Source organism: Brevibacillus borstelensis, from assembly GCF_036700025.1.
GTDB lineage: Bacteria > Bacillota > Bacilli > Brevibacillales > Brevibacillaceae > Brevibacillus > Brevibacillus borstelensis.
Map to the genome: position 1 here is coordinate 749806 of NZ_CP144922.1, position 23042 is coordinate 772847.

A 23042-nucleotide genomic window follows, 5' to 3' on the forward strand; every position below is an offset into this window, starting at 1 on the left:
TGGAGGGGTAGTACGTGAATAAAAAGCTGGTACTTTCTGTTCTTTCAACAGCTGTGTTGACTAGCATGGCCGCTTCCGCCATGGCTGCACCGAGTGGTTATTACGTCGGTGGTAACGTTGACAAAATCTACAGCACAGATTTCCTTATTAAGAACTTTAAAGAAGCTTCCAAAGATATTATGAAAAACCCAAGTAAAACTGTCTTTGTTGATGAAGACGGTAAAGCGGTAAACTTCATGGAAGCTATGCTTTCCGATAAGAACTACAAGGAACTCCTGAAGCCTGCTACAAAGAGCATGTTCGAAGATAACGAATATGTGAATGTAGCAACTGGTGAAAAATGGGATCCGAAGAAAGAAGAATGGCCAGAAGTTCCTGGAGATCTGACTGTTGAAAGCGTAAGTGCTATTAACGGTACTGAAGTTATTGTGAAACTGGCTAATGTTCCAGCAACTCTTCCGTTGCCAAGTACGTTCGCTGTTTCAGACAGCAACGGCAAAGTATATGCTGTAACTAATATCGCCGCTACCACAGTACCAGGTGAGTACAAGCTGACACTGGGAACTGCAGTTGAAGGAAAAGGTACTCTCACAGTTAAACATGGAGAGTCTCAAGCGACCAAAGATTTTGATACAACAATTGCTGGATTGAAACTGTCTGTAGATGTAGCTGATGAAGATTACAGACTGATTGCTGACGGCGCTGACAATACTATCATTAAAATTACAGTTAAGCGCGATGGTGTAGTTGATGAAAACTTTAAAGGTGAAGTTAAATTCCAATCCTTGAAAGGTGCTAAGTTTGCAAAAGAAGCAGTGGCTTTTGACAAAGGGGTAGCGCAAGTCCAAGTTACTTCTATCTCTTCACCTATAGTTGTTAACGACACAATTATTGCTACCGTTTCACAGGCTGAAGATCCTGACTTTATCGGGGAACGCATCGCGGTAAATCTCCAATATGTACCAGCAGATGGCAACGGTGATATTGATAAAAAGGTATTTATCACCTCCGCTGAGTCTGATCGTGCAAGCGACGTATATGTGAAGTTCAATGATAAAATTGATTTTAACAAGCTTTATGCCGACTGGGATTACGGTAAAGGTGAAGCAAAAATTATCGTAAGAGGCAAAGGCCTGACTAGTAATGCTGATGTCGATAGAGAAGTCTTGGACATTGTAAAAGTTGACGATAGGACTATTAAACTGGTTCTAGCTGAGGAAGAAGCTCTAAAAGATAACTCCGCAGTTACAATCTTGGTTAACGATGAGAGAATTAAAGGTCTTCTGCAAAAGAGTGAGTATCCATTCAACCTTGTTGATTCCGATGCCCCTAAAGCTGTAAAAGTAACCGCTCCAGATTATAAAACTCTTGTTGCAGAGTTTAACGAGCCAGTGAGTGCGGCTGTTGCTGAAAAACCATCGAACTGGGTGCTGAATGGACACCGTTTGACCGATGCAGACATCGTTTCTATTAAGGTTGGTAACATTGTGGATGAGGACGGTAATGTTGAGTCCTATGTACGTCCTACAGCTACAACAGAAGCAATTGACAATCGTCATTTTGTAACCATCAAACTGACAGAAACAAAAGGTAATGGCGTGAACTACTATAAGCAGCAAGGTGCAAAAAACCTGCTTCAAGCTTATAACATTCACGACTATGCGGGCAAAACCGATACAACAGGTCAAAACACTGCAACTACTCAGGAATTCGAATTTATCACTCCTGTTGTACCTGAAGCTGGTTCCGTTGACTTCGTTCTCCAATCTCCTGAGCAGTTCAAGATTAAGTTTGACGAGCCAGTACAAAAAGTTGGCGGCGGAGACTTGAGTCTGGCTAACTTTAATTTTGAGCGTCAACATGGTTTTGATAAAGACGGAAACCCTGTTTGGGTGGCTTACAATACCGACGTTGTTAACCTTCAGTTCCCAGTTATGCTGACTAAGGATAAAAAGAACGGCTCTGTTTACTACTTCGAATTGCAAGATGACTGGACTGTAATTCTCGATACCGAAAAGAACAACATTAACTACTACACTCCTGGATATAACAAAGTACGACTGACTCTCAAAAAGGATCAAATTGAGAGCAAGAGAACTGGTGCCAAATATGATCAGGATGTAGTAAAAGTCATTGAAATGGAACTGGATGATACGGCGCCAACATTCACTGCTAAACAAGTAGTTGAGAAAAATGTTCCTCAAAAGAGAGTTGCAATTACTATGAGTGAGCCTATCCAAATGGCTTTAGCTAATGGGGATGCAGCCAATACTGAGGGCACAACAAAATCTCAAACTCAGGAAAAGGTACCTACACCAACGTTTGAGTTTGTAAGCAAAGACAAGAAAACAACCATTTTGGGTAAATTAGTTGAAGGCAGCTTGTCTGAAGATGATACCCAGTTTGAAATTGAACCAATTGAACCTGATAAACTGACTGCAGGTGATTGGACAGTATACATCCGTTCTATCTCCGACGATATCGGAAATACATCGGATACACTGAAGCAAGATCTTACAATTCTCCCAACGGAGCAAGAAAAAGGTAAAGCTCAAATCATCTGGGCTGAAGCAATCGACAACATTGATGCTCTTAAAGACGGTGTAATCAAACCTGAAGATGTTGTTGTAATCCAGTTTGGTACAGAAATGTCTCTCGATGCATATCGCTCTTCCATTTACACTATTAATGGTAAGCCATTACCAGAAGGTGTGAATATCACTGCGACAGAGGCTGAGTACACAAATAGTGGCTTGAAAGGAACACGAGTTACTATAACTCTGCCGAAGACATTCCTTGGAGATACTAGCGATGAGATAATTGGTAAAGTTAGTGAACCGCATATCTTGAACGTTAATAAGCGTTTGGAAGATGCAGCAGGCAACCGTCTCATCTCTCCATCTGAAGTTGAATTGACTTATGATCTGGATGGAACAGGATCACTCTATGTAATTCCAGAGATTGATAAATTGGTAAATGGTGATAAAACACCAGGAGAAATTACAGACGCAGATGCAGTAGCTGCTGCAAAAGATGCGCTGGATCTCGGAGACACAAGCGCTGTTACTTCCGATCTGACACTGCCAACAACAGGAGAAAACGGTGTAACTATTTCTTGGGCGTCCGATAAAGAAGACGTTGTAAGTACAGAAGGTAAAGTAACTCGTCCAGCTAACGGCTCTGGTGATGCAACTGTAAAATTGACAGCTACTCTTAAAAAGGGTACTGCAACTGAAACTAAAGAATTTACTGTTGTTGTAAAAGAGCAAGCTCAAACTGATGCAGATGCAGTAGCTGCTGCAAAAGATGCGCTGGATCTCGGAGACACAAGCGCTGTTACTTCCGATCTGACACTGCCAACAACAGGAGAAAACGGTGTAACTATTTCTTGGGCGTCCGATAAAGAAGACGTTGTAAGTACAGAAGGTAAAGTAACTCGTCCAGCTAACGGCTCTGGTGATGCAACTGTAAAATTGACAGCTACTCTTAAAAAGGGTACTGCAACTGAAACTAAAGAATTTACTGTTGTTGTAAAAGAGCAAGCTCAAACTGATGCAGATGCAGTAGCTGCTGCAAAAGATGCGCTGGATCTCGGAGACACAAGCGCTGTTACTTCCGATCTGACACTGCCAACAACAGGAGAAAACGGTGTAACTATTTCTTGGGCGTCCGATAAAGAAGACGTTGTAAGTACAGAAGGTAAAGTAACTCGTCCAGCTAACGGCTCTGGTGATGCAACTGTAAAATTGACAGCTACTCTTAAAAAGGGTACCGCAACTGAAACTAAAGAATTTACTGTTGTTGTAAAAGAACAAACCCCTTAATAAAATCACGAAACGTTACTTCATAAACTCACCTAAGTGATGAGTGAAAGAAGTGGAGAAAGCCCCCAGACAAAGCAACCCTGCTACGTCCAGGGGGCTTTTCTCTAACTGTCTTGTCAAATAGATTGGTGCAACCCCAATCCGCGATAACAGCCGGAAAATGACAATGAACAAGGAAAAATGAATGATGAACAATTATACACTAATCCTTATTCATTGCATTATCGCGTGCCTAATCCTCCTGCACGCCAGCGGCCCTAATCAACCAACGGCGTGAAGTCAGGTGAAGTCGTAAGGAAAGGCAATGAACAATGAATAATGAAATGAAAAATGAAATCGTAAGATTTCAAGAAAGGGAAACAGGGAAGAATATCACGGTTTGAAGAGCCGCAATTATTCATCATTCCTTGTTAACTATTCATTGAAAAAAGCGTTGTCGACGAAAAAGCATTTGCGTTTGCAATACGGATCGTAAAACTCTACCGATACCTAGCGGATGAACGAAAAGAATACGTAATTTCCAAGCAAATCATTCGATCAGGAACCAGTATCGACGCAAACATCCGTGAAGCAAATATGGTACAAAGTAAAAAAGACAATGAATAAAGAATAAGGAACAATGAAACATATCCCTTTCACTCTTCATTTTTCATTCTTCATTGTTCATTGCCAAGTACTGCGGGGCTCCTTAAAAGCTGGCTATGGTCAGGCGACGAATCCATGTGGACCCAATACGAGGTAGCTGTTGTCAGGTAAAAAGCGCTAGGGTTTTGGCAACAGTCGGTGTGCGCGGGATCGCACAGGCGAAACAGGAACAATTCGGGCTGTTAAACCTGTTTTTCTCGTATTGTATAGTGGAGACCTACGGTCAGCAAAAGAAGGGATAGACAAGGCGGAACGTTTGAAGTCTTATCAGAAGAGGCGGGTTAGCGCCGGCGAGGCTGATAAGATGGCGGCGGGTTCGTAGTAGTGATGATGGCTTGCCGTTTGTACCCGTAGTGGCAACACAGGCGGGGAGGGGAAAACGGGCCGGAGCGAAGGGACCCAGTCAGCGGATAAGAGGATATGAGAACGTACAATGGGCGTTGTAGTTTCTCGCAGTACCCGTGAGGACTGTAAATACAAACCGTATTTACAGTCCTTTTTGGTGATTCCTCTTTTCTCTCCGCTGATGGCACGCCGTGTGCGCTGAAAGGTGCCCGCACGGTGTAGGCTCGACTCGAAATTTCCTTGGGGAGAACAATCCGACGGGGATATAAGGCGAGCATAGCGATCCCAAGTTTGCAAGCGGCGAGGGGACAATCCACGACCCCTATGTCGTCAAAACCGCCGATCACTTGAACCATGTGAGAGAATACCTTGACTCCGCTTTCGTGTTGGATGCAGACATCGATCTGAGCAAGGCTCCTTACAACACAGGCAATGGTTGGACGCCGATCGGCACCGAAACGACCCCTTTTACCGGAACGTTTCACGGAAACGGGCACACCATCCGCGGTTTGTATATCTTTGAAGGGAAAAACCTCGGTCTCTTCGGAACCATTGAGGGCAAAGCGGAAATCAGCGACCTCACCCTCAAAGATGCGGACATTCGTACGACTAAGAGCGGAGTTGCCATCCTGGTCGGACAAATGCTTGGAGGAACCATAACAAATACTCACGTTTCCGGAACCATCAAAGCCGATAGCCACAACGTCGGGACATTGGTTGGGTATATGGAACGCGGCTCGATTGCGGACAGCTCCGGTTCGGGAAGAATTGACAACCATTTCTCTTGGTATACAGGCGGGCTTGTGGGAAGAATGGAGCCAGGGGCTACCCTGAGCCGATCATCCGCAGACACAACGACTAACGGCTTCGTTTCAACGGGAGGACTTGTGGGTGCAAACGCCGGTACCATTGAGCAATCCTTTGCCAAGGGCAGCGTAGAAAGTAACGCTTCCAACCTTGGCGGACTGGTCGGGGAAAACTACGGGGAGATTTGGCAGTCGTATGCACTGACGGACGTCACGGGCGGATCGAATAATGTTGGGGGCCTTGCCGGACTAAATGGAAGCAAAGGAACCATCGAACAGTCTTATGCAAAAGCAACGATTGATACTGAGTCCATGGCTGTAGGCGGATTGGTGGGAGAAAATCAGGGAGTGATAGCGGATGCGTATGCTAGCTCCGATATCACTGCAGGAAAGTATAGAGAGGATGTTGTCATCGGAGGGTTGGTGGGAATCAATCATAAAGAGGTTACCAGAACGTATGCTGCCGGAACCATAGACAGCAACGCCAAAGAAGTTGGCGGCTTGGTCGGCAAGCTGGACAGCGGCGGCACAGTGACCAACTCTTTTTACGATCAGGATCAGACTGGACAAAATGACACGGGCAAGGGAACGCCGCTTGCATCTGAACAAATGAAGGAGCAGGAATCGTTTACAGACTGGGATTTTACGGACGTGTGGCAGATGGGTGAGTATCCGTCTTTCCAATGGGAGTAAACACCAGAAAACTGCCATGAATCGATAAAAGTGGGTCGACCGCTACAAGCGTTGGCCCTTTTTCTTTTCCCTCGTCAAGACAGCAAAAAGACATAGCCCCAAGCTATGTCCTTCCCAGCAAAGTTTCTATTTCACGCTCATATCCATACCTGCGAAAGAACTCGATCAGCGCTACAGCGAAGATGTCTCTCTGGCTGATGTTCTTTTCCTTGCTGTATTCCCGGACAAGTGAATCGAGCGTATTGGTCATGTGTACGGATTTGGTCACGAAAATCCCTGGAACTGCGTAGCGCGGCACCTTTCCGCTTTCTGCCCCCGGCACGATCAGATCGATCAGCCGGTCCTTGTTTCGCTCCAGCATCTCCAGAAGGGGCAAATAGCGCTCCAATTGGACTGTGTCCGCACGGCTCAATCTGGGGGCCGTAGATGTGTTTACAGCCTCATCCCCTCCATGACTATCCTGCAGCTCTTCTACGGCCTCTGGACGGCCCTCAGCCTCCTCCTGGAGCTGTCCGTATACTCTCGTGTAATTCCCCTGCTCGGACGACCATCTGTAGCCCTTCGCTCTCATGTAATTGGCCAGTTCACGGTGATCGGCGAAGCCTAGGCGTTTGGCAATCGTCTTGGCGTCGGCTCCTTCTTTTTGGAACAGGGAAATGACCGTGGCTACTTTTGACGAACGAAGCAGTGCCAGATCCATATCCTGTTTGTCCACGCGACTGTAGGCCGGCACGTAGTTTTGCTTATCCCGGTCCCATTTGAAATTCTTGCGCCGCATGTAAATATCGAGGGTTTTGTAGTTTTTATAGCCTAGTTCTTTTGCGAGTTCATTCCTAGTCTTCCCCTCCACGAGACCGCGGAGTATGGCATTTGCACGTTCATCGTAGATGGGCTTTTGATCTGCTTGTACATCCATTGTTTTATACACCCCTATTAAACTCCCTTGCATGTTTCCATGCCCATTTCTTTATCGTTTCTCTATCTTGTTTACAGGGTATTGATTGCCTCGCTCAGTTGCTCCAAATCGGTATGTGTATAGATACTCGTCACATTCAAAGACGAGTGTCCCAGCAGCTTTTGTATTTGCACGAGATTCACATCCTTTTTGACCAGCCGACTGGCGAAGCTGTGGCGCAGGATGTGAGCTGTCACCTTCTTTTTCCAGCCCAGCTCATTGACTGCCTGCGATATGATTCGATTGACGTAGACAGGGGACAGCTTTCCCGTTTTCTTGGTGCAGAAAAACAACGGAGATTCGGTTTCAGGGCGTTGGTTGCGAATGTAATCCTCAAGTAAGGGAAGCAGTCTATTGGAAATGGGTATGAGTCGGTCCTTGTTCCCTTTCCCGGCGACGACATGGATTACCCGATGTTTCAAGTCTACGTTGTCGACCGTCAGATTCAGGCATTCGGATATTCGCATTCCCGTCATGTATAAGACGATCACCACCAAGCGAATCAAACGGTGGTCGATCTTTGTAATTAGTTGCTCGACTTCTTCTTCCGTCAGATAGGTTCTTTCTTTTTGCTGCACCTTAATTTTTTCCACAGAAAGCGCTACATTGCGGCTCACCAGCTCTTTGTTGTAAGCGTATGCAAAAAAAGAACGCAGCGTATGAAGGTTGCGCCCCCTGCTGGCGGGTGCATAATTTCGTTTTTCTTTGAGGTAGGTGAGGTAATCTTCTATATCGTTTGCTGTAATTTCATCAATGTAGGGCTCGACGTTATACTTGGCTTCAAGGAAGCGAGTGAAAAAAATCAGGTCCTTGCGGTAGCCGGTAATCGTCTCATGGCTTCGATCTATAGAGGACAAGTATTGCATAAACAATTGAATCGCATTTATGAGTAGCATGGCTATCTGCCCACCTTTAGTAACGAAACATGCTTCATCTTATGGACATATTGTCATATCAAACATTCTAACCAGTTTTATAGGTCGTATAACTTGGAAACGGTTGCAGTTCAAATATTATTGGGAAGTCAGTGTAGACAAGATTACATCTTTGGGTATTTTCAACATATGGTTTGTGCTGCTGGTTTTCTTCATATAGTGATTTTCTGTCTGAACTCGGTAACGAATGATTCCAGAGTTGTGTCATCATTTCTGTTCAATGAAAACAAAAAGAAAGAGTCTAACACCTTTCGATGTTAGACTCTTAGTTGAAAATTCTTATGGACAGACGTCCTGACTAATAATTTACGCGCCTGCGCCAGTGTCTGTGCCTGCGCCAGTGTCTGTGCCTGCGCCAGTGTCTGTGCCTGCACCAGTGTCAGTACCTGCGCCAGTGTCTGTGCCGCCTTCAACAGCTGCAGTAACCAGAATCGGAAGTACTACTTCTTTGCCGCCGTAAGCCGCATCGAGAGTAATAACCAATGTTGCTTTGGTGTCTTTAGTAACAGCTTTAGTTGCAGCTTTCGCTACAGTACCAAGGTCGGAAACTGCTACCAAGTCATCAGAATCAACGATAGTTTTAAACTCAATACCGGTCAGTTCATCGGAATCATTCACAGACAGAGCGATTTCTTTACCGTCTGCACCGATAAATTGCAGTTCATCAATCAGATCGGTAAATGTAGCAGCGTCAGCTGTTTCTACTCCGCCTGCAACCTCAACCTGAGTTTTGCCTTCTTTCAGTTTGATATCAGTGATTTGTGGAGTAGAGTTTGTTACTTCTACTTCAACGGTTGCTACCGTGATACCGCCTTGTTTGTAGGAGATCACTGCTTTACCGGCAGCGACTGCAGTTACCTCACCTTTGGCATTTACAGTAGCAACTTTTTCGTTATCGGAAACAAAGGTGAAACCTTCTTCTGCCTCAACAACGGTTCCTACTTTAACATCGCCAACATATTTCTCGATGGAAAGATCCACTGTTTCTTTCGTTGGGTAAATATCCAGTTTCAAATCTTCGGTAGAAGATGCTGGAACCAGTTTGTAATTGTCTGGCTCTTGTCCAGCAACATCTACTACTTGAACAGAAACAGTGCCAACTACTGCATTGTCTTTGTTCTTGATTACAAGCGTATCAGTACCTGCTTTAAATGCCAGGTCGGTAACTTTAAGTGCGAAAGTGCTGTTATCTACAGCCAGCTTAGCATTTGCAAGGTCAATGACATCCGCTTTATCGCTGCCTGTGGAGACAGTCCAGCCAGTAATGTCAGCTGCTTTACGCAGCTTAGCATCGTATTGATCCAGAAGTGTCAGTTCCAAAGAAGTTTCGTCTTTGAGAACTTTAGCGGAAGTTTCTTGTACTTTCGTTGCAACAGGAGAATCTTTTACTACGAGTTCAATAGCTGTAGATTTGTCTCCAATTGCCACTGTAATAGTGGTGGTTCCAGCTTTCAGGACTTTGATTTTACCTTCGCTGCTTACCAGAGCCACTGCAGGATTGCTAGAAGTATAAGTTACGCTTCCAGCAGCAACGCTCTCTCCATTTACTTCATCATCGCCAGTATTTTTGTCGATTACAGTACCAGCGAAGTTTTTACCTTTTGTGATAACAACTTCAGGTGCATCGTCAGTAGTTACATAGCCCAGATCCCAAAGCTTGCTGCCAACTTTGAGTTTTGCTTCAGTTGGTTCTACGACAACTGTGTCATCGCTAACTTTAACTGTCAGAAGATCGGATTCGAATTTTGCTGTGTCCTTTGTTACAACAACTTTATATTTGAAAGTTGTGCCAACAGAAAGACCGTCTTTCAATTCGCCTGTCTCGCTAGTATAAGCGTTACCTTTAAACACGTCAGAGGTTGCTTGGAATTCAACTTTGTATCCAGCAGCAACCAATGCGTCAACAGTTACAGCTTGGTCACCGTTGATGGTCAGACCCAAGAACTGAGGAGCTTCAAGGGTTCCAGCTGCTACTGTACTGGTAATAGCACAAACCTTTACTAGTATTTGGAATCGTCTGGAAATTAGGTCCACCCTTTATTTTCCATGTGGTTTCCAGCTACTCGCTGACTTTCCATTTGTAGAAAAAAGGAATATGGCTGTATCTTTTACCTAAGCAATGGAAATCCCCACAATATGGAAGTGTTGGATTGCTAAGTAAGAGCTTCATTCCCTATACATTTGCGGAGTCATGAACGCTCTAAGTCCGCTGCTATCGCGGAGGCTTTTATTGTTGAACTTTTTTACCGCAGCGCCAAACAATAAATCATTGCCTTTCTCTACAAAATTCAGATTGTATCCTTTCCTGTCTGTGATAAACTGAAACTGTTACCATATCTTGAGAGGGATTGCCGATGAATGGTTCGGAGAAAAGGTTTCTTGCAGAGCCGTTGTCATCAGGGAAAAGTGATGGGTTCCATTCAAAAACTGTACGCCACGCAGGTTTCTACTCAACCGTTCCATTATAAATAGCAGGTTTTGTACAATATGCGATTACGTATAAGCGAGGGGCGAAATCATGAACAATCGACGCTGCCAGATCGAGGGCTGCACCAATAACTATTACGCAAAAGGCTTTTGCATGAAGCACTACCAAAAAAACAGGCTGCTGCAAAAAACAGTGATGAGTGCACAGCCGGGTATGGAGAGACAGACTGTAAAAGAACGGATTTGCCAGGAGCCTGGTTGTGACAAAAAGCAGGTGGCCAAAGGGTTGTGCGCTACACACTACCAAAGAAACAGGCTGCAGTCGGTGAAAACGGCGGCAAGACATGAGATAAGCGTCACGCAGGAAAGCGGAAAGCCATTGGTCGGGAAGGTCTCAGGTGTGGTTCGTGAGCTGGATTCCCTGGGGAGAATTGTTTTGCCGATTGAACTCAGGAGGGTGCTGAATATCGAAGTAATGGACTCTTTGGAAATTTTTGTGGACAACGACACGATCATTCTCCGGAAATATGCTCCGGGCTGTGTATTCTGCGGAACCTTGATGAATGATACCTTCTATTTCAAAGGCAAGCTCGTTTGCAAGACTTGCGTCGGGGAGAGTGCCACAGAGAGTTCTCCGGTAGACTTTGATTATTGATAAATGTAAGCAAGGCCCTTCTTTTCTTCGCATCGCTGTGGAGAAGAGAAGGGCCTTTCAATTTTTTACTTACTTTTAGGGGACCGGCGAGGTGTTTTCCTTTCTGGCCGGAGAGAATGTCTTCCAGGCTCGGAGCGAAGCTGTTCAAGGCTCTCTCATCGTAATTATGAATCGTTGGGTAAAAAACAGCAGCTCACCTGACTCGTAAGGTATTTATACACTGTACTAAGATATAAAAGCCGGTCTGGGTAAGTAAGGCTTGATTCGCTTTCAAGAATATAAGCGAATAGTAGTCTCAAAATGTAAAAAATACAAATATTTACATAAAGATAAGGTAATGATAATATAATGAAAAAATACAAAATTTGGGAGTTGGTGACTATGAAAAAATGGGCTTTGTTTACTCTTTTGTCCGCTGCCTTGCTTTTGCCTTCAAATGCGTTAGCCAACAATGAACCAACAAAGACTTCCGGGGTTTCAAGTACTGAAACAGAACAGCAGGCAATGGCAACACAAACCTTTCGATTTGCTGTGGCAGCGGGTGAATATGATGAGACTGGTTACATATATGTCAACACTCCAGGCTACGTCAATGTTACAGTAAATCAGCAGTCGTCTTCGGCGAGAGAAGCCAAAGTATACTACCGTTTGGCAAAGCTGGAACCAGACGGTTATCAAACGAGAATGGGAAGCGGAACTTTCACAGGTAACGGAACATTTAGTTTTTCAAGTGAGAATGTATGCCCGGTAGGGACCTACCTGATTACAATAGATGGTAGACAAGGAAAGGTTTCAGGCACTATAACGGTAAACACTCCATAGCACAGGTTTTTTAAGTGCAAATTTACCAATCAACAAGTAAAAGCGGAGTTGAGCACGCAGCAGCTCACTCCGCTTTCCTTTTTGCAAGCAAAAATAAAATTACAACACAATCTCTGTCCCCATTCCCTTATCCTTCGCCAGCTCGTACACAGACTTGGCCACAGCCGTATCCAGATAGGCGATGCCGACCGACTTGTACAACGTGATCTCTTCCTCATTCTCGCGCCCCTTCTTATGACCCAAAAGGATTTCCCCCAGCTCGGCGTGAAGCTGGTCAAAGCTCCATTCGCCTCGGCTGACGGGGATGAGCAAATCGCCTGCTTCATGATGTGATCCTTCTATTGTATCGACGACGATCTTGCTGCATCTTTGCAAGGTGGTGAGGTCTACTTCCCGCATATGCGGCAAAAAAGCGCCGATGGCATTGATGTGGGCGCCTGGCTTCAGGCTGGCCCCGTCGAACAGGGGCGACTCCGACTTGGTGCTGCAGATGACGATGTCCGCGTTCTTCACTGCTTGATCGGCATTTTCGACGATGCGGATCTCCCCGGTCCAGTCCGGATACAGGGTCCGGAGTATTTTTTCCATTTCTTCTGCTCGTGCTATCGTGCGGTTGTACAGCACGACCTCCTCCAAAGCTCGCACCTCCATGACCGCCTGAATCTGCCCCACAGCTTGTGCACCACATCCGAGAACAGCACAGCTTTTTGCCTGCTCGCGTGCCAGATACTTGGTTGCCACGCCGCTGCTCGCGCCTGTCCGCAGAACGGTCAAATAGCTGGCATCCATCATCGCGACATGCTGGCCGGTCTTGGCTTCGGTCAACAGGATGACGCTCTGCAGCGCCTTGATCCCGGCCGCATGGTTTTCCGGAAAAATACTGATCACCTTTACCGCAACGTAATCAGCCGCTTCCAGGTAGGAGGGCATGTACAGGCTGGTCGCCCCGTACTTTGGATGGTCAATGGCAGTACGCACCGGGGTGTGGACGAGGCCGGCGGCATTGTCCCGGAATACTTGTTCGACATCCCGCAAGCAATCCTGCATCGTGTAGAGCTGGCGAATATCCTTCTGGGTCAAAACGAGCATGTGGATCATCCTTTCCTGGCGAAATAGGGGAGGACCTCCGGGAGGCTGCAGAGCGGGGCTCAGAAGTGTCGGTGCGGTCCTCACGAATCAGTGGCTTTTCAGCTATATTTTTCTACGGATTATCCAGGTCCAAGTCCTTTGTCTCCTTGGTCGCTCCGATGGCGATCAGGGAGATGACACCTGTCAATACAATGTAGAGGGCCACCGGTACCCATGAGTTATCGAAAGCGGCCAGCAAGGCGGTAGCGATCAGCGGAGCCGTCCCTCCGGCCAACGCGGCTCCCAGCTGATAGCCGACAGTCACACCGGTGTAGCGAACATTGGTGCTGAAGATTTCCGAGAACATCGTCCCCAGAACGGCCGTGACCGGCGCCCAGAGAATGCCCAGTCCGATAATGGTCGCAATCGTCAGTATTACGCCGGACTTTAGCGACAGCAGGTAAAAATAAGGGAAGGCGTAGAGGATGATCAAAATGGTTCCGCCGATGTACAACGGCTTCCGGCCGAGTTTGTCGGACAGCTTGCCCATATAGGGGATCATGATCGTCGTCACCAGAGTGGCAATGGTCACGGCATTTAGCGCAGTCACGCGGTCATACCCCAAATACCCTGTCGCATAGGCGATGACAAAGGTGGAGAAGATGTAGAACGGCCCTGTTTCCACGACTTTGGCGCCGACAGCGATCAAGACGGACTTCCAGTGATAGCGGAATGTGTCGATGATCGGGACCTTGGCGATATTGCCGCTTTCTCTCGCCGCCTGGAAAGCGGGTGTCTCATCCAGCCCGTTGCGAATCCACAAGCCGAGAAATACCAGTCCGGCGCTCAGGATAAACGGTACGCGCCATCCCCACGACATGAATTGTTCATCTGGCAGCGAGCTCATGACCGTGACGGCCAGTGTTCCGAGCAGCATTCCGATCGGTACGCCCATTTGCGGGATGCTGCCAAAGAAACCGCGTCTCCCTTTTCCTGAATATTCCACGGCGAGCAATAGTGCGCCGCCCCACTCTCCGCCGATGCCGAGGCCCTGGATCAGGCGCATCGTGACCAGCAGAATGGGAGCCCACACGCCGATCGCGTTGTAATCGGGGAGAAGGCCGATCAGGACAGTGGCTCCGCCCATTAGGGACAAGGTGAGAACCAATGTTTTCTTCCGTCCGATTTTGTCGCCGATATGGCTAAAGATGATTCCGCCCAGCGGACGAATAAAGAAAGGAAGACCGAATGACAGGTAAGAAAGCAGAAGCCCTACGGTTGGATCTGTGGATGGAAAGAACAGCTTGTTGAATACGAGCGAGGCCATCGTACCGTAAAGAAAGAAATCGAACCATTCGATGGAGCTTCCGACCAGGCTTGCGACTAACGCTTTGTTTTGCAACCGTTTGGAAACCTCCGTTTGAACTTGTGCCATCTTGACAGCTACCTCCTTTGTACTGTAATCACTACTGAATGAGGTCAGAATCAGCGGCCATCTCTTGCTGTACAGACTGAGAAGCAATAAATTGAAGTGTCACTTCAATTCGGCGTTAAAAGAATTATAAGACTTGTTGATATATGTTTCAATAATCAAAATATTTTATCGAGAGAAACTTTTGTTTCTGAGTTGTGAAAAAGGAGAACGATCTGTCGGGCACCCGTTTTCTTGCACTGTTTTCAAGAGTCAGGTGTGATAGGATAGGGATAACTCAGTAACCTTGCGAGGGAAGTCTATGGAACAAAACATCGGAAAACGAATGAAAGCGCGTCGTCTGGAAAGAAAGCTGACGCTCAAGCAGGTGGCGGAGAAGACAGAATTGTCCATCAGCTTTCTGTCCCAGGTGGAGCGATCCAAGTCATCAGTCACTTTGGAGTCTCTCACGAAAATCTCGGAAGCGTTGGATGTGAGCCCCAGCTATTTTTTCCCGCAGGAAAAGAGTCCGAAATCATACATTTTGCGCAAGGGAAGCGGGGACGAGCTTCACTCAGAGCAATCGCGTTTTATGTACAAAGACTTGTCAGCCGATCTTCCCGCACCTTTGTTTGAGCCGATCTTGGTCACGCTGCTTCCGGATGACGAAAAAGGGGCCCCTTTTGCACACAAAGGGCAAGAATTTCTTTATGTGTTGGAGGGCATACTTACGCTCCTGATGGGAAGCGAAGAACACGACTTGTATCCGGGCGACAGCGTCCATATGGAATCATCCACGCCGCACAATTGGTACAATCGAACGGACAAACCGGTCAGATTTCTGATGGTCAGCTCGCCTGCCAGGTTTCTGAAAAATAGCGGGAAATGATAGCTTGCAGTCATAAATAGATATCTCCGGTTCAAAATATTTCGCCATCTGTAATAATTGTCGCGGCTCTCGCCGATATAAAAAGATAATACAATTTTTCATTACTTCACGGAGGGGACATCCAATGAAAAAACTGGTTTCCGCAAGTTTGATCCTGGCTCTGCTCGTTGCAGCTCCTATCGGCGCGGTGCACGCTGATAAGCCGGTAAAAGAGGAAAAAGAGAAAGCTGAAAAAGAGAAAGAAAAAGCAGAGAAGGAAAAGGAAAAAGCACAGGAAAAGGCCGAGAAGGAAAAACAGAAGGCCGAAGAAGATAAACAAAAGGCAGAAGAAAAAGCGAATAAGGAACTGGAGAAAGCCAAGAAGGAGCTTGAAAAAGCTGCCGAAAAGGCTGCTGAAGATGCCAAGAAGGCACAGGAAAAAGCTGCTGAGGATGCAAAAAAAGCACAGGAAAAAGCAGCAGAGGCTGTGAAAAAGGCTGAGGAAAAGGCCGCAGAAGCAGCAAAAAAAGCCGAAGAAAAGGCGGCAGAAGCTGCCAAGAAAGCAGCGGAAAAGGCAGCCGGTGCGATCGATCCGGCCACAGGGCTTCCGAGCAGCCAAGCTGGCAAAAAAGAAGCGATCCAGCAAGCGGTAAAAACAAAAAAAGAGCTGATCGAGCTGCGGGTTCAACTGAAAAAAAGCCAGGAAGTGACCGAAGAGCTGCGAGCGAAATACGAGGAGCTGACCAAGCAGCTGGAAGCACAGTCTGAGCTGAAGCAGGCGCTTGAGGTCCAGAAGGAGCTGCTCGACCGTTTCTACAGGCCCGGTGACAAGGAAGTCTATCAAAAATTGGGCGAGCTGTACCAAAAATCAGGTGAAGCGGGACTGAAGACGTTCATCAACGGCAAAGAGGTCGTAATGGATACAGCTCCTTTCCTTGAAAAAGGACGTGCACTGGTGCCGGTACGCGCGATTAGCGCTTCGCTGAAGGCAGAAGTGAACTGGAGCCCGGAAACCCGCACAGTCGAAGTAGTGCGCGGCGAAAACAAGATCGTTCTTCATCTCGACTCGGGAGAAGCAGTCGTAAACGGTGAGAAGATCAAGCTGGACACCAAGCCAATCGTGAAAAACGGCCGCGTCTTCCTGCCGCTGCGGTTCATCGGTGAAAAGATGAACGCGAAAGTCGACTATCAAGAGACAGGCGACATCATCATCATCGAAGATCAGCAATCGACTGAAACGGCAACGGGTACAGAAGCGCCGGCTGCAGAAGGAACCAAAGCCCCATCAACTACAGAGTCTTCCGCTGGACAAACTGCCGATGGTTCTGCCGCTGCGACAGGAACGGCTGCAAGCACTGGAACGGTCGATATCGAGAAGCCGGCAGGCGATGCGGCAACGACAATCTCTGGAAGCAGTACAACGACCGTGAATGCGGAAACGGATGCCACCAATCAGTAATTACTTTCTATATTATAGCTTTTTTCAGAGAGGGCCTGTCTTTAGACGGCCCTTTTTGTTTCAATTTTGTCCGGGTCATTGTCAATGTTTGTGTCGTGCTTATTCAGATATTGTACAAATACAATGATTGTTTTCTGTTCATTTTAACCGCGACTCTTTCGTCTTTGCTGCGTCAAATAGTATAATGGAAAAATTATCTGCAATGTATCAGAATACCAAGTTTTCGATGTTGCATTGGAGTTTCACTGTGCTATAGTTGAAAACGAATAGAATCTCTATATAGATGTAGAGAAAAGTTGGGAGCGAAGACATGCTATCCTTTTTGAAAAATCTGATGGGAAAAACGCCGACACCGGAAGCAATAAAGGAACATTTGCGTGAGGAATCGGTCCTCTCCGCTCAGGATACGGGACTGTCTTCAGACAAATCGGCAAGCACTGCCAAGAAATCGGCAGTTGGAAGTGGAATTACGAAGCTCTCCTTGCATGAATCATGGGAGAAGAGCTTGAATACTTCGGAAAAGTATGCGTTGTCCTTCATGGCACAGGAACTGCCGCCGATGGAGCCTGGCAAAATATCGCTGGCTGGCATGTCTCTGGTACCTCATGACCAGGGGATTGAGGTAACTGCCTTTTTGCGAAATGGTATGGACCATCCCGTACGTTTACAAGAGATGACGCTCGTTATCCTGTTCGGCGAGGATGAGCTGTTTACCCGCCAGAAGTTTGACTTCTCGGAGATAGGAGAAATACCGGCCCATTCAGCACGGCCATGGTCATTTGTGTTTCTGAGCGAAAACTTCCAGCAAGTAAATGTCTTGTTGAACAACTGGAAAATTGCGTTTGAGCTGGCTCAGAAAAAAATGGTGCTTCCGCAGCAGCTGGAGTTGGAAGAATCCTGGATTCGCGAGCTTTCTGATTCTCAAAAAGAAGCCCTGATCGATCTGGCGAAACGACTGCCGGCTCTGAAAGAAGGTGAGGTCAATATTCAGAGTGTGCAGGTTCGCCGTTCTGAAGAAGGAGCCTTGCATGCGATGTTGCTGATCCGCAATGGTTCCACGCAGTCGCTCTCTTTCGAAAAGCTTCCTTTGGCCCTCTACGATGCCAGCGGACAGACGGTTGCCGTCGGCATGTTTGAACTCGGTGGACTTACTGTACGTTCAAACACAAGCAAACCGTGGATGTTCATCTTCCCAAAAGAGAGCATACTGATAGAAGACCCGGATCTGTCCCGCTGGAGGGTAAGTATCCCGCAGGGAGCGCAGGTGGAGTAAATTCCCGATTTGACCCCGATCGGCCAAAACCTTTATCATAGAAAATAGTCATCGTTCGTGCTTCGGACAGGTGAGGAGGATGTACATGTTATCCTTTTTTAAAAACTTTAAGGACAAAAAGTCAGGACAAGAGGCTCCCCAGGAAGACTTGAAAAAAGAACTCCGGGAAGAATCTGCGCTTGACCTCGATGATTTTGATGATCAGGAAGTAGTCAAGGAGCAATCGGAACAGCAGGATACTCAGCAGGTGCTTGAGAGTAAGGTAAGAACAGAGCTTTCTTTGCATCCGGCGTGGGAAGAACTGCTGGATAACGAAAAAAAGTATACACTCCGTTTCTTGCAGGCGGAGCTGCCTGAGATAGCATTTGGCTCTGTCGGCGTTACCGGGTTTAGCTTGATGCCGCAGCCGACTGGCGGTGTAACTGTTGCTTTCTTTATTCGCAATGGCACACATCTGCCTGTGACTTTTAAACAGATTCAATTGGCCATCTACTTTGATGGCAACCCATTTGCCCGGCAACGTATTGATCTGAGCGAAGTGGGAACCATTCCTCCGTTCACGAGCCGACCTTGGGAAGTTCATTTTCCGCCAGAATCCTATTTGCATGAAGATTTTACATTCAAGAACTGGAAAATCATGATGAAGGCCAACAAAAACCCGTATGTATGGCCGCAAGAGCTTGAATTGGATCCGGAAATGGAAGCTAGAATGACGGACCGCCAGAAAAAGCTCTTGGAGAAACTTACATTTGACATCTCCCCTATAGAGCCGGGTACAGTAGAAATTATCGGGTTTGATATTACAAAGGCAAAGGATGGACGATTGGTCGCCGGAATACTTGTTCGCAACGGGCTCGAGGAAGATTTTCGCCCGAACATCTTGCGAATCAAGATTACTGATTCGGAGGGCGAAGTAGTAGCCTCTGGCGCAATTGACGCCAGCAGAATGCAAGTTCGTCCTAGAACGAGTCGTCCATGGGTACTTGTTTTCCCGGCAGATATGGTGAAAAAGCCAGATGCAAATCTTCAGCAGTGGACGCTGGAGGTTACGTAAAGCAAGGGCAATGGCAATCATTGAAGCTGTCGTATGAGGAGGATACTGCATGAGTTGGTTATTGGAAAACTGGTTTGGCTCCAAGGAGAGCCTGGAGGCGGTGAGAGAAGAAATCCAGGAGAATCTGCACAAGGAGATTTATCTCGGCGTGTCTGGTCTTGATGATCCTGAGCAATCTTCTAACCGTATACCATCGAAGGAGCTGTTTCTCAGCCTTAATGGTCCTTGGGATAACCTCGATGAAGAAGAAGCGGAGCTGCTCCGTTTTGTGCATGATCAGCTCCCGCCAATTATTCGGGATGAGGTCGGGATTTTTCCTTTCTACACACAGGTGACAAGGGATGGTTATCTCGTACTCACTTATATTCGCAACGCGACGGAGCAAAGCATTTTGCTGGACCGACTGCGGCTGGACCTGAAGACACCCGAGGGAAAGGTTGTAGCCAGCAAGGGCTTTGACATGATGACTTTTGGACCGATTGGCGATGAGTCCAGCCGCCCGTGCGAGTTTTTGTTCCGCTGGGATGAATTTTCCGATCTGCCGGAGGAGGAGGTCCCGCTTACGCTGGGCTATCAAAGACCGGGGAAACAATCGGGTGAATCTGTAGTAGCAGGAGGAGAATTGGAAATGGATGAAATGGAATACTACCGTCAGCAGCTTGCTGCCAATCCAGTCGAAGAGGGCAAGGTAGACCTGAAGGCATTGGGACTGAAAAAAGGGGAAAACGGCGGTCTTAAAGTAGTTGTACTGTTTCGAAACGGCTTGGACAAACGCCTGGACTTTACCGAAGTTCCGATTGTTGTTCATGATGCAAACGGCGAAGATATCGCCCGTGTCAGCTACACATTGGAAAACATGAAGGTAGATCCAAAGGCTTTCCGCGTAATTGCGTTCCAGATCCCGGCTTCGTCGATCAAGAAACAAGATTTTTCCGTGGAAGAGTGCACGGTCTTTATTCCGAAAGCTTACGAGAAGCAGAAGGAATCCAAAGTGTATGATGCAACCAAGTCAACCAAGTCAAACGGATTTCTGCAGTAAGAACCCTCCCCTTTTCGCATCGCGAAAAGGGGTTTTTCTATCGCATCCGATTTCCAGTGATTCCCTGAATAGGGTTGCGTTTCACACTATCGTTCCGCTATGCTAAATGAATAGAATAGGCTACAAGGGAGCGGGCTTTTTTGTAAAAACAAGCTCAAACACCTGTATTCCTTTTTCGGTTGAGAAAAGGGAGGAAGGACTGTAGTTACATGAGGAAATTTATTTTAACAGTTGTCGCTGTCTCAGTAGGGTTAATGGCTGCATTTGGGGGAAGCCAGAGGGCGAAGGCTGCCATTACCAATGACGAATATATCAACAATCAGACTCATTTGAGGCAAATCAAAGCTGATCAGGCCTGGAGAAAAGTTACTGGGAGCACAGTTACTATTGCCGTCCTTGATACGGGAGTAGACCATAACCATCCCGATTTGAAAGGAAACATCCTTCCGGGAATCAACCTGGTTGAGCCGGGGAAATCTGCCCAGGATGACAGCCAAAACGGACATGGTACCGCTGTTACTGGCATATTGGCGGCCAGAGGGAATAACGGCATCGGAGTCTCGGGGGTTTTAAGGCATGCAAGGGTTTTGCCTATCAAGGTCTTGAACAAGTACGGCGAGACAGATGTAGAGCTGCTTGCAAAAGGAATTAACGTCGCGATTGATCGAGGAGCCAAAATCATTCTGATGTCCGTGAGTAGTCTCTCCTATTCAAAGTCGTTGACGGCCGCCATCCAGCGAGCAGAAGCTAGTGGAGTAGTTGTAGTGGCCGCCAGCGGAAACGAAGCGAACCGGGTTGCCTATCCGGCTGCTTATCCAACCGTAATTGCAGTTGGAGCTGTAAAAGGAAACCTGAAGCCGCTCTATGATTCAAACACAGGGCCGGAGTTGAATCTCGTCGCTCCGGGTTTTAATATCTACACGACCAAGCCCAAGGGGAAATACGGAGCATTTAGCGGCACGTCAGCCGCAGCTCCTCAGGTAGCGGGCGCTGCGGCATTGGTGCTGGAGCGCAATCCGAATATGACGCCGCTGGATGTACGCCAGCTCTTGTACCAGACGGCTGAGGATCTCGGTGAGAAAGGGTGGGACCGGCAAACAGGATATGGACTGGTCGATGTCAATCGAGCCATTACCGAAAAGCTGTCTATGGATTTTCATGAACCAAATAATACTCGGAGTCAGGCCAAGGCTTTTCCGATTGAATCACAGCTGAGGGCGAGTTTGTCCGAGTCCGACAAAATGGACTGGTATTTCATGGATATTCCCTATGACGGAAAAGTGACACTGGTCGCAACTGTCACTTCAACGAATACAACCGCGCTGGCTGCTACTTTCTTCCCTGAAAATCGCGAAGCTTCTACCTATTACATAGGGAACGGAGACACGCTGACTGTACCGGTGAAAGCTGGTAGAATGTACATCAGGATGGAGCGAAGCTTCGGTGTGAAGGGCTTTACCTATCTGTTGACCAGCCGGTTTACGATCAATCCGGACAAGTATGAGCGCAACAATACAATGGATACGGCCCGCCCGCTGGTAGGCAACCAAATTTCCGTAATCGGGAACTTCCATGAAGAGGGCGACGAGGACTGGTTTTCTTACTATGTCCGCGAATACGGCCGGCTAAACGTAACAGTCACTGCCGATACCAAGCGGATCGATCTGAACATGAAGATCGGCAAAGAGGGACAAGCCTTTGAAGAATTTGACAAAGGCGACCGGAATGACCCGACCGAGCGCGCCCAAAAGGAAGTATCGCCGGGCAAATACTACATCAGGCTGACCGAGTACTGGCGAAATCAGGTGAACGGCGAGTACAAGCTGGACGTGTCCTATACGCCGATTCGGAAGGATACCAATGAGCCCAACGATACATATCGCCAGGCGTCACCTTTGGCCAACGGAACGCTGATGACAGGAACCTTGCCTACTCATACCGATCAGGACTGGTTCCAATTTACGGTCGATTCCGAATCCTACGTCAGCATACGCGCTCCGTTCGTTCCCGTATCGACAGGGATGCGGCTGGAGCTGTACGGTTCGGATACATTGAACTACTCGCTCTTTGCCACAAACGACGTAGCGCAGCTGTCCGATCTGGGCAAAGAGGTGCTTGGCATGAAGCTGAAGCCGGGCAAGTATTATATCCGTCTGACAACCACATTGCCGTTTAAATACGATTCGTACCGGCTGACTTTGACCAAGCAGCCTTTGATCGCGGGTTATCGTGATATTTCCACGCACTGGGCCCGCAACGAGATCGCCAGACTCAGCACGAAGGGAGTCGTCAAAGGCTTTGATGATTCGACCTTCAAGCCTGACCAGTCGGTGACTCGAGGCCAGTTTGCGACGATGCTGATCCAGTCCATGCGGGCCAAAGGGATGAATATCGTTACGTATACAGGCAGAAATCCGTTCAAGGATCTTTCTAAAAATCACTGGGCCTATGGCAATCTGCTGACTGCCCACCAGCTCGGCATCATCAGCGGCTATCCAAACAGCACCATGCTGCCGGATCAATCGATCACACGGGCAGAAATGGCACTGATGGTAGCCAGAGCAAATAATCTCGTGCTCTATAATCGCAGCAGGTCATCGTTTACCGACGTGCCGACAAGTCACTGGGCGTCTCCCGCCATTGAGGCGCTGACGGCGAAAAAGTGGATAAGCGGTTACGGACGGACGTTCAAGCCGCAGGGAAGAGCTACACGTGCAGAGGTGGTCGTCCTGCTGGCGAAGGCTTACAGTTTGTAACTCTATG

The 23042-nt window shown here is 47.4% G+C and carries 16 protein-coding genes; 11 read left to right on the top strand and 5 right to left on the bottom strand.

Translation table 11 applies throughout. The features are described from left to right. Positions 1-14 precede the first annotated feature (14 nt). The 3 genes from V5G20_RS03490 to V5G20_RS03495 all read left to right on the top strand — a co-directional run bounded on the left by V5G20_RS03490 (position 15) and on the right by V5G20_RS03495 (position 6313). On the top strand, positions 15-3824 hold the full coding sequence (locus V5G20_RS03490; RefSeq protein WP_338463161.1) for an immunoglobulin-like domain-containing protein: 3810 nt from the start codon (positions 15-17) through the stop codon (positions 3822-3824). 468 nt (positions 3825-4292) lie between these two features. Beyond that, positions 4293-4430, top strand: a complete 138-nt coding sequence (locus tag V5G20_RS27080) for a four helix bundle protein (protein WP_422387998.1) — start codon at positions 4293-4295, stop codon at positions 4428-4430. Positions 4431-5197: 767 nt separating this feature from the next. Further along, positions 5198-6313 (top strand): GLUG motif-containing protein, encoded by a 1116-nt coding sequence (locus tag V5G20_RS03495; protein ID WP_311067978.1) that lies wholly within the window; start codon positions 5198-5200, stop codon positions 6311-6313. A gap of 103 nt (positions 6314-6416) precedes the next feature. On the opposite strand, the gene V5G20_RS03500 is transcribed toward V5G20_RS03495, so the two are convergent. From V5G20_RS03500 to V5G20_RS03510, 3 genes are all read right to left on the bottom strand, one after another. Then, the gene (locus V5G20_RS03500) at positions 6417-7229 is read right to left on the bottom strand and encodes a hypothetical protein (RefSeq protein WP_338463162.1); all 813 of its coding nucleotides are present in this window, start codon (positions 7227-7229) and stop codon (positions 6417-6419) included. Positions 7230-7300: 71 nt separating this feature from the next. Continuing rightward, positions 7301-8164 (bottom strand): tyrosine-type recombinase/integrase, encoded by an 864-nt coding sequence (locus tag V5G20_RS03505; RefSeq protein ID WP_251246992.1) that lies wholly within the window; start codon positions 8162-8164, stop codon positions 7301-7303. 345 nt (positions 8165-8509) lie between these two features. Beyond that, on the bottom strand, positions 8510-10144 hold the full coding sequence (locus V5G20_RS03510) for an Ig-like domain-containing protein (RefSeq protein ID WP_251246993.1): 1635 nt from the start codon (positions 10142-10144) through the stop codon (positions 8510-8512). Positions 10145-10721: 577 nt separating this feature from the next. Here V5G20_RS03510 and V5G20_RS03515 point away from each other — a divergent pair. Then, a complete protein-coding gene (locus tag V5G20_RS03515) occupies positions 10722-11285 on the top strand; it encodes an AbrB/MazE/SpoVT family DNA-binding domain-containing protein (protein ID WP_003388361.1) in 564 nt (187 codons plus the stop codon). Between the two features lie 381 nt (positions 11286-11666). Then, on the top strand, positions 11667-12107 hold the full coding sequence (locus tag V5G20_RS03520; protein ID WP_003388360.1) for a hypothetical protein: 441 nt from the start codon (positions 11667-11669) through the stop codon (positions 12105-12107). 99 nt (positions 12108-12206) lie between these two features. Here the strand turns inward: V5G20_RS03520 and V5G20_RS03525 are convergent, their stop codons facing one another. Continuing rightward, a complete protein-coding gene (locus V5G20_RS03525) occupies positions 12207-13196 on the bottom strand; it encodes an ornithine cyclodeaminase family protein (protein ID WP_024984143.1) in 990 nt (329 codons plus the stop codon). A gap of 112 nt (positions 13197-13308) precedes the next feature. Further along, positions 13309-14610, bottom strand: coding sequence for an MFS transporter (locus V5G20_RS03530; RefSeq protein WP_243014851.1), 1302 nt, complete (start codon positions 14608-14610; stop codon positions 13309-13311). A 298-nt stretch (positions 14611-14908) separates the two neighbouring features. On the opposite strand from V5G20_RS03530, the gene V5G20_RS03535 reads away from it, so the two are divergent. The 6 genes from V5G20_RS03535 (at position 14909) to V5G20_RS03560 (ending at position 23035) form a co-directional block, all read left to right on the top strand. After that, a complete protein-coding gene (locus V5G20_RS03535; RefSeq protein ID WP_003388354.1) occupies positions 14909-15475 on the top strand; it encodes a helix-turn-helix domain-containing protein in 567 nt (188 codons plus the stop codon). 124 nt (positions 15476-15599) lie between these two features. Then, complete coding sequence (locus V5G20_RS03540; RefSeq protein WP_338463163.1) at positions 15600-16913, top strand: copper amine oxidase N-terminal domain-containing protein; 1314 nt, start codon at positions 15600-15602, stop codon at positions 16911-16913. A 310-nt stretch (positions 16914-17223) separates the two neighbouring features. Further along, positions 17224-18186, top strand: a complete 963-nt coding sequence (locus V5G20_RS03545) for an accessory Sec system S-layer assembly protein (protein WP_003388350.1) — start codon at positions 17224-17226, stop codon at positions 18184-18186. An 85-nt stretch (positions 18187-18271) separates the two neighbouring features. Then, on the top strand, positions 18272-19240 hold the full coding sequence (locus V5G20_RS03550; protein ID WP_003388348.1) for an SLAP domain-containing protein: 969 nt from the start codon (positions 18272-18274) through the stop codon (positions 19238-19240). Positions 19241-19289: 49 nt separating this feature from the next. Continuing rightward, complete coding sequence (locus V5G20_RS03555; RefSeq protein ID WP_003388346.1) at positions 19290-20279, top strand: SLAP domain-containing protein; 990 nt, start codon at positions 19290-19292, stop codon at positions 20277-20279. A 209-nt stretch (positions 20280-20488) separates the two neighbouring features. Continuing rightward, a complete protein-coding gene (locus V5G20_RS03560; protein ID WP_003388345.1) occupies positions 20489-23035 on the top strand; it encodes a S8 family peptidase in 2547 nt (848 codons plus the stop codon). Positions 23036-23042 lie beyond the last annotated feature (7 nt).

Coding starts and splice junctions, on each gene's coding strand:
- V5G20_RS03545 (WP_003388350.1), top strand. CDS start 17,224: ATGCTATCCTTTTTGAAAAATCTGATGGGAAAAACGCCGACACCGGAA.
- V5G20_RS03505 (WP_251246992.1), bottom strand. CDS start 8,164: ATGCTACTCATAAATGCGATTCAATTGTTTATGCAATACTTGTCCTCT.
- V5G20_RS03515 (WP_003388361.1), top strand. CDS start 10,722: ATGAACAATCGACGCTGCCAGATCGAGGGCTGCACCAATAACTATTAC.
- V5G20_RS03530 (WP_243014851.1), bottom strand. CDS start 14,610: ATGGCACAAGTTCAAACGGAGGTTTCCAAACGGTTGCAAAACAAAGCG.
- V5G20_RS03560 (WP_003388345.1), top strand. CDS start 20,489: ATGAGGAAATTTATTTTAACAGTTGTCGCTGTCTCAGTAGGGTTAATG.
- V5G20_RS03520 (WP_003388360.1), top strand. CDS start 11,667: ATGAAAAAATGGGCTTTGTTTACTCTTTTGTCCGCTGCCTTGCTTTTG.
- V5G20_RS03540 (WP_338463163.1), top strand. CDS start 15,600: ATGAAAAAACTGGTTTCCGCAAGTTTGATCCTGGCTCTGCTCGTTGCA.
- V5G20_RS03525 (WP_024984143.1), bottom strand. CDS start 13,196: ATGCTCGTTTTGACCCAGAAGGATATTCGCCAGCTCTACACGATGCAG.
- V5G20_RS03550 (WP_003388348.1), top strand. CDS start 18,272: ATGTTATCCTTTTTTAAAAACTTTAAGGACAAAAAGTCAGGACAAGAG.
- V5G20_RS03535 (WP_003388354.1), top strand. CDS start 14,909: ATGGAACAAAACATCGGAAAACGAATGAAAGCGCGTCGTCTGGAAAGA.
- V5G20_RS03555 (WP_003388346.1), top strand. CDS start 19,290: ATGAGTTGGTTATTGGAAAACTGGTTTGGCTCCAAGGAGAGCCTGGAG.
- V5G20_RS03500 (WP_338463162.1), bottom strand. CDS start 7,229: ATGGATGTACAAGCAGATCAAAAGCCCATCTACGATGAACGTGCAAAT.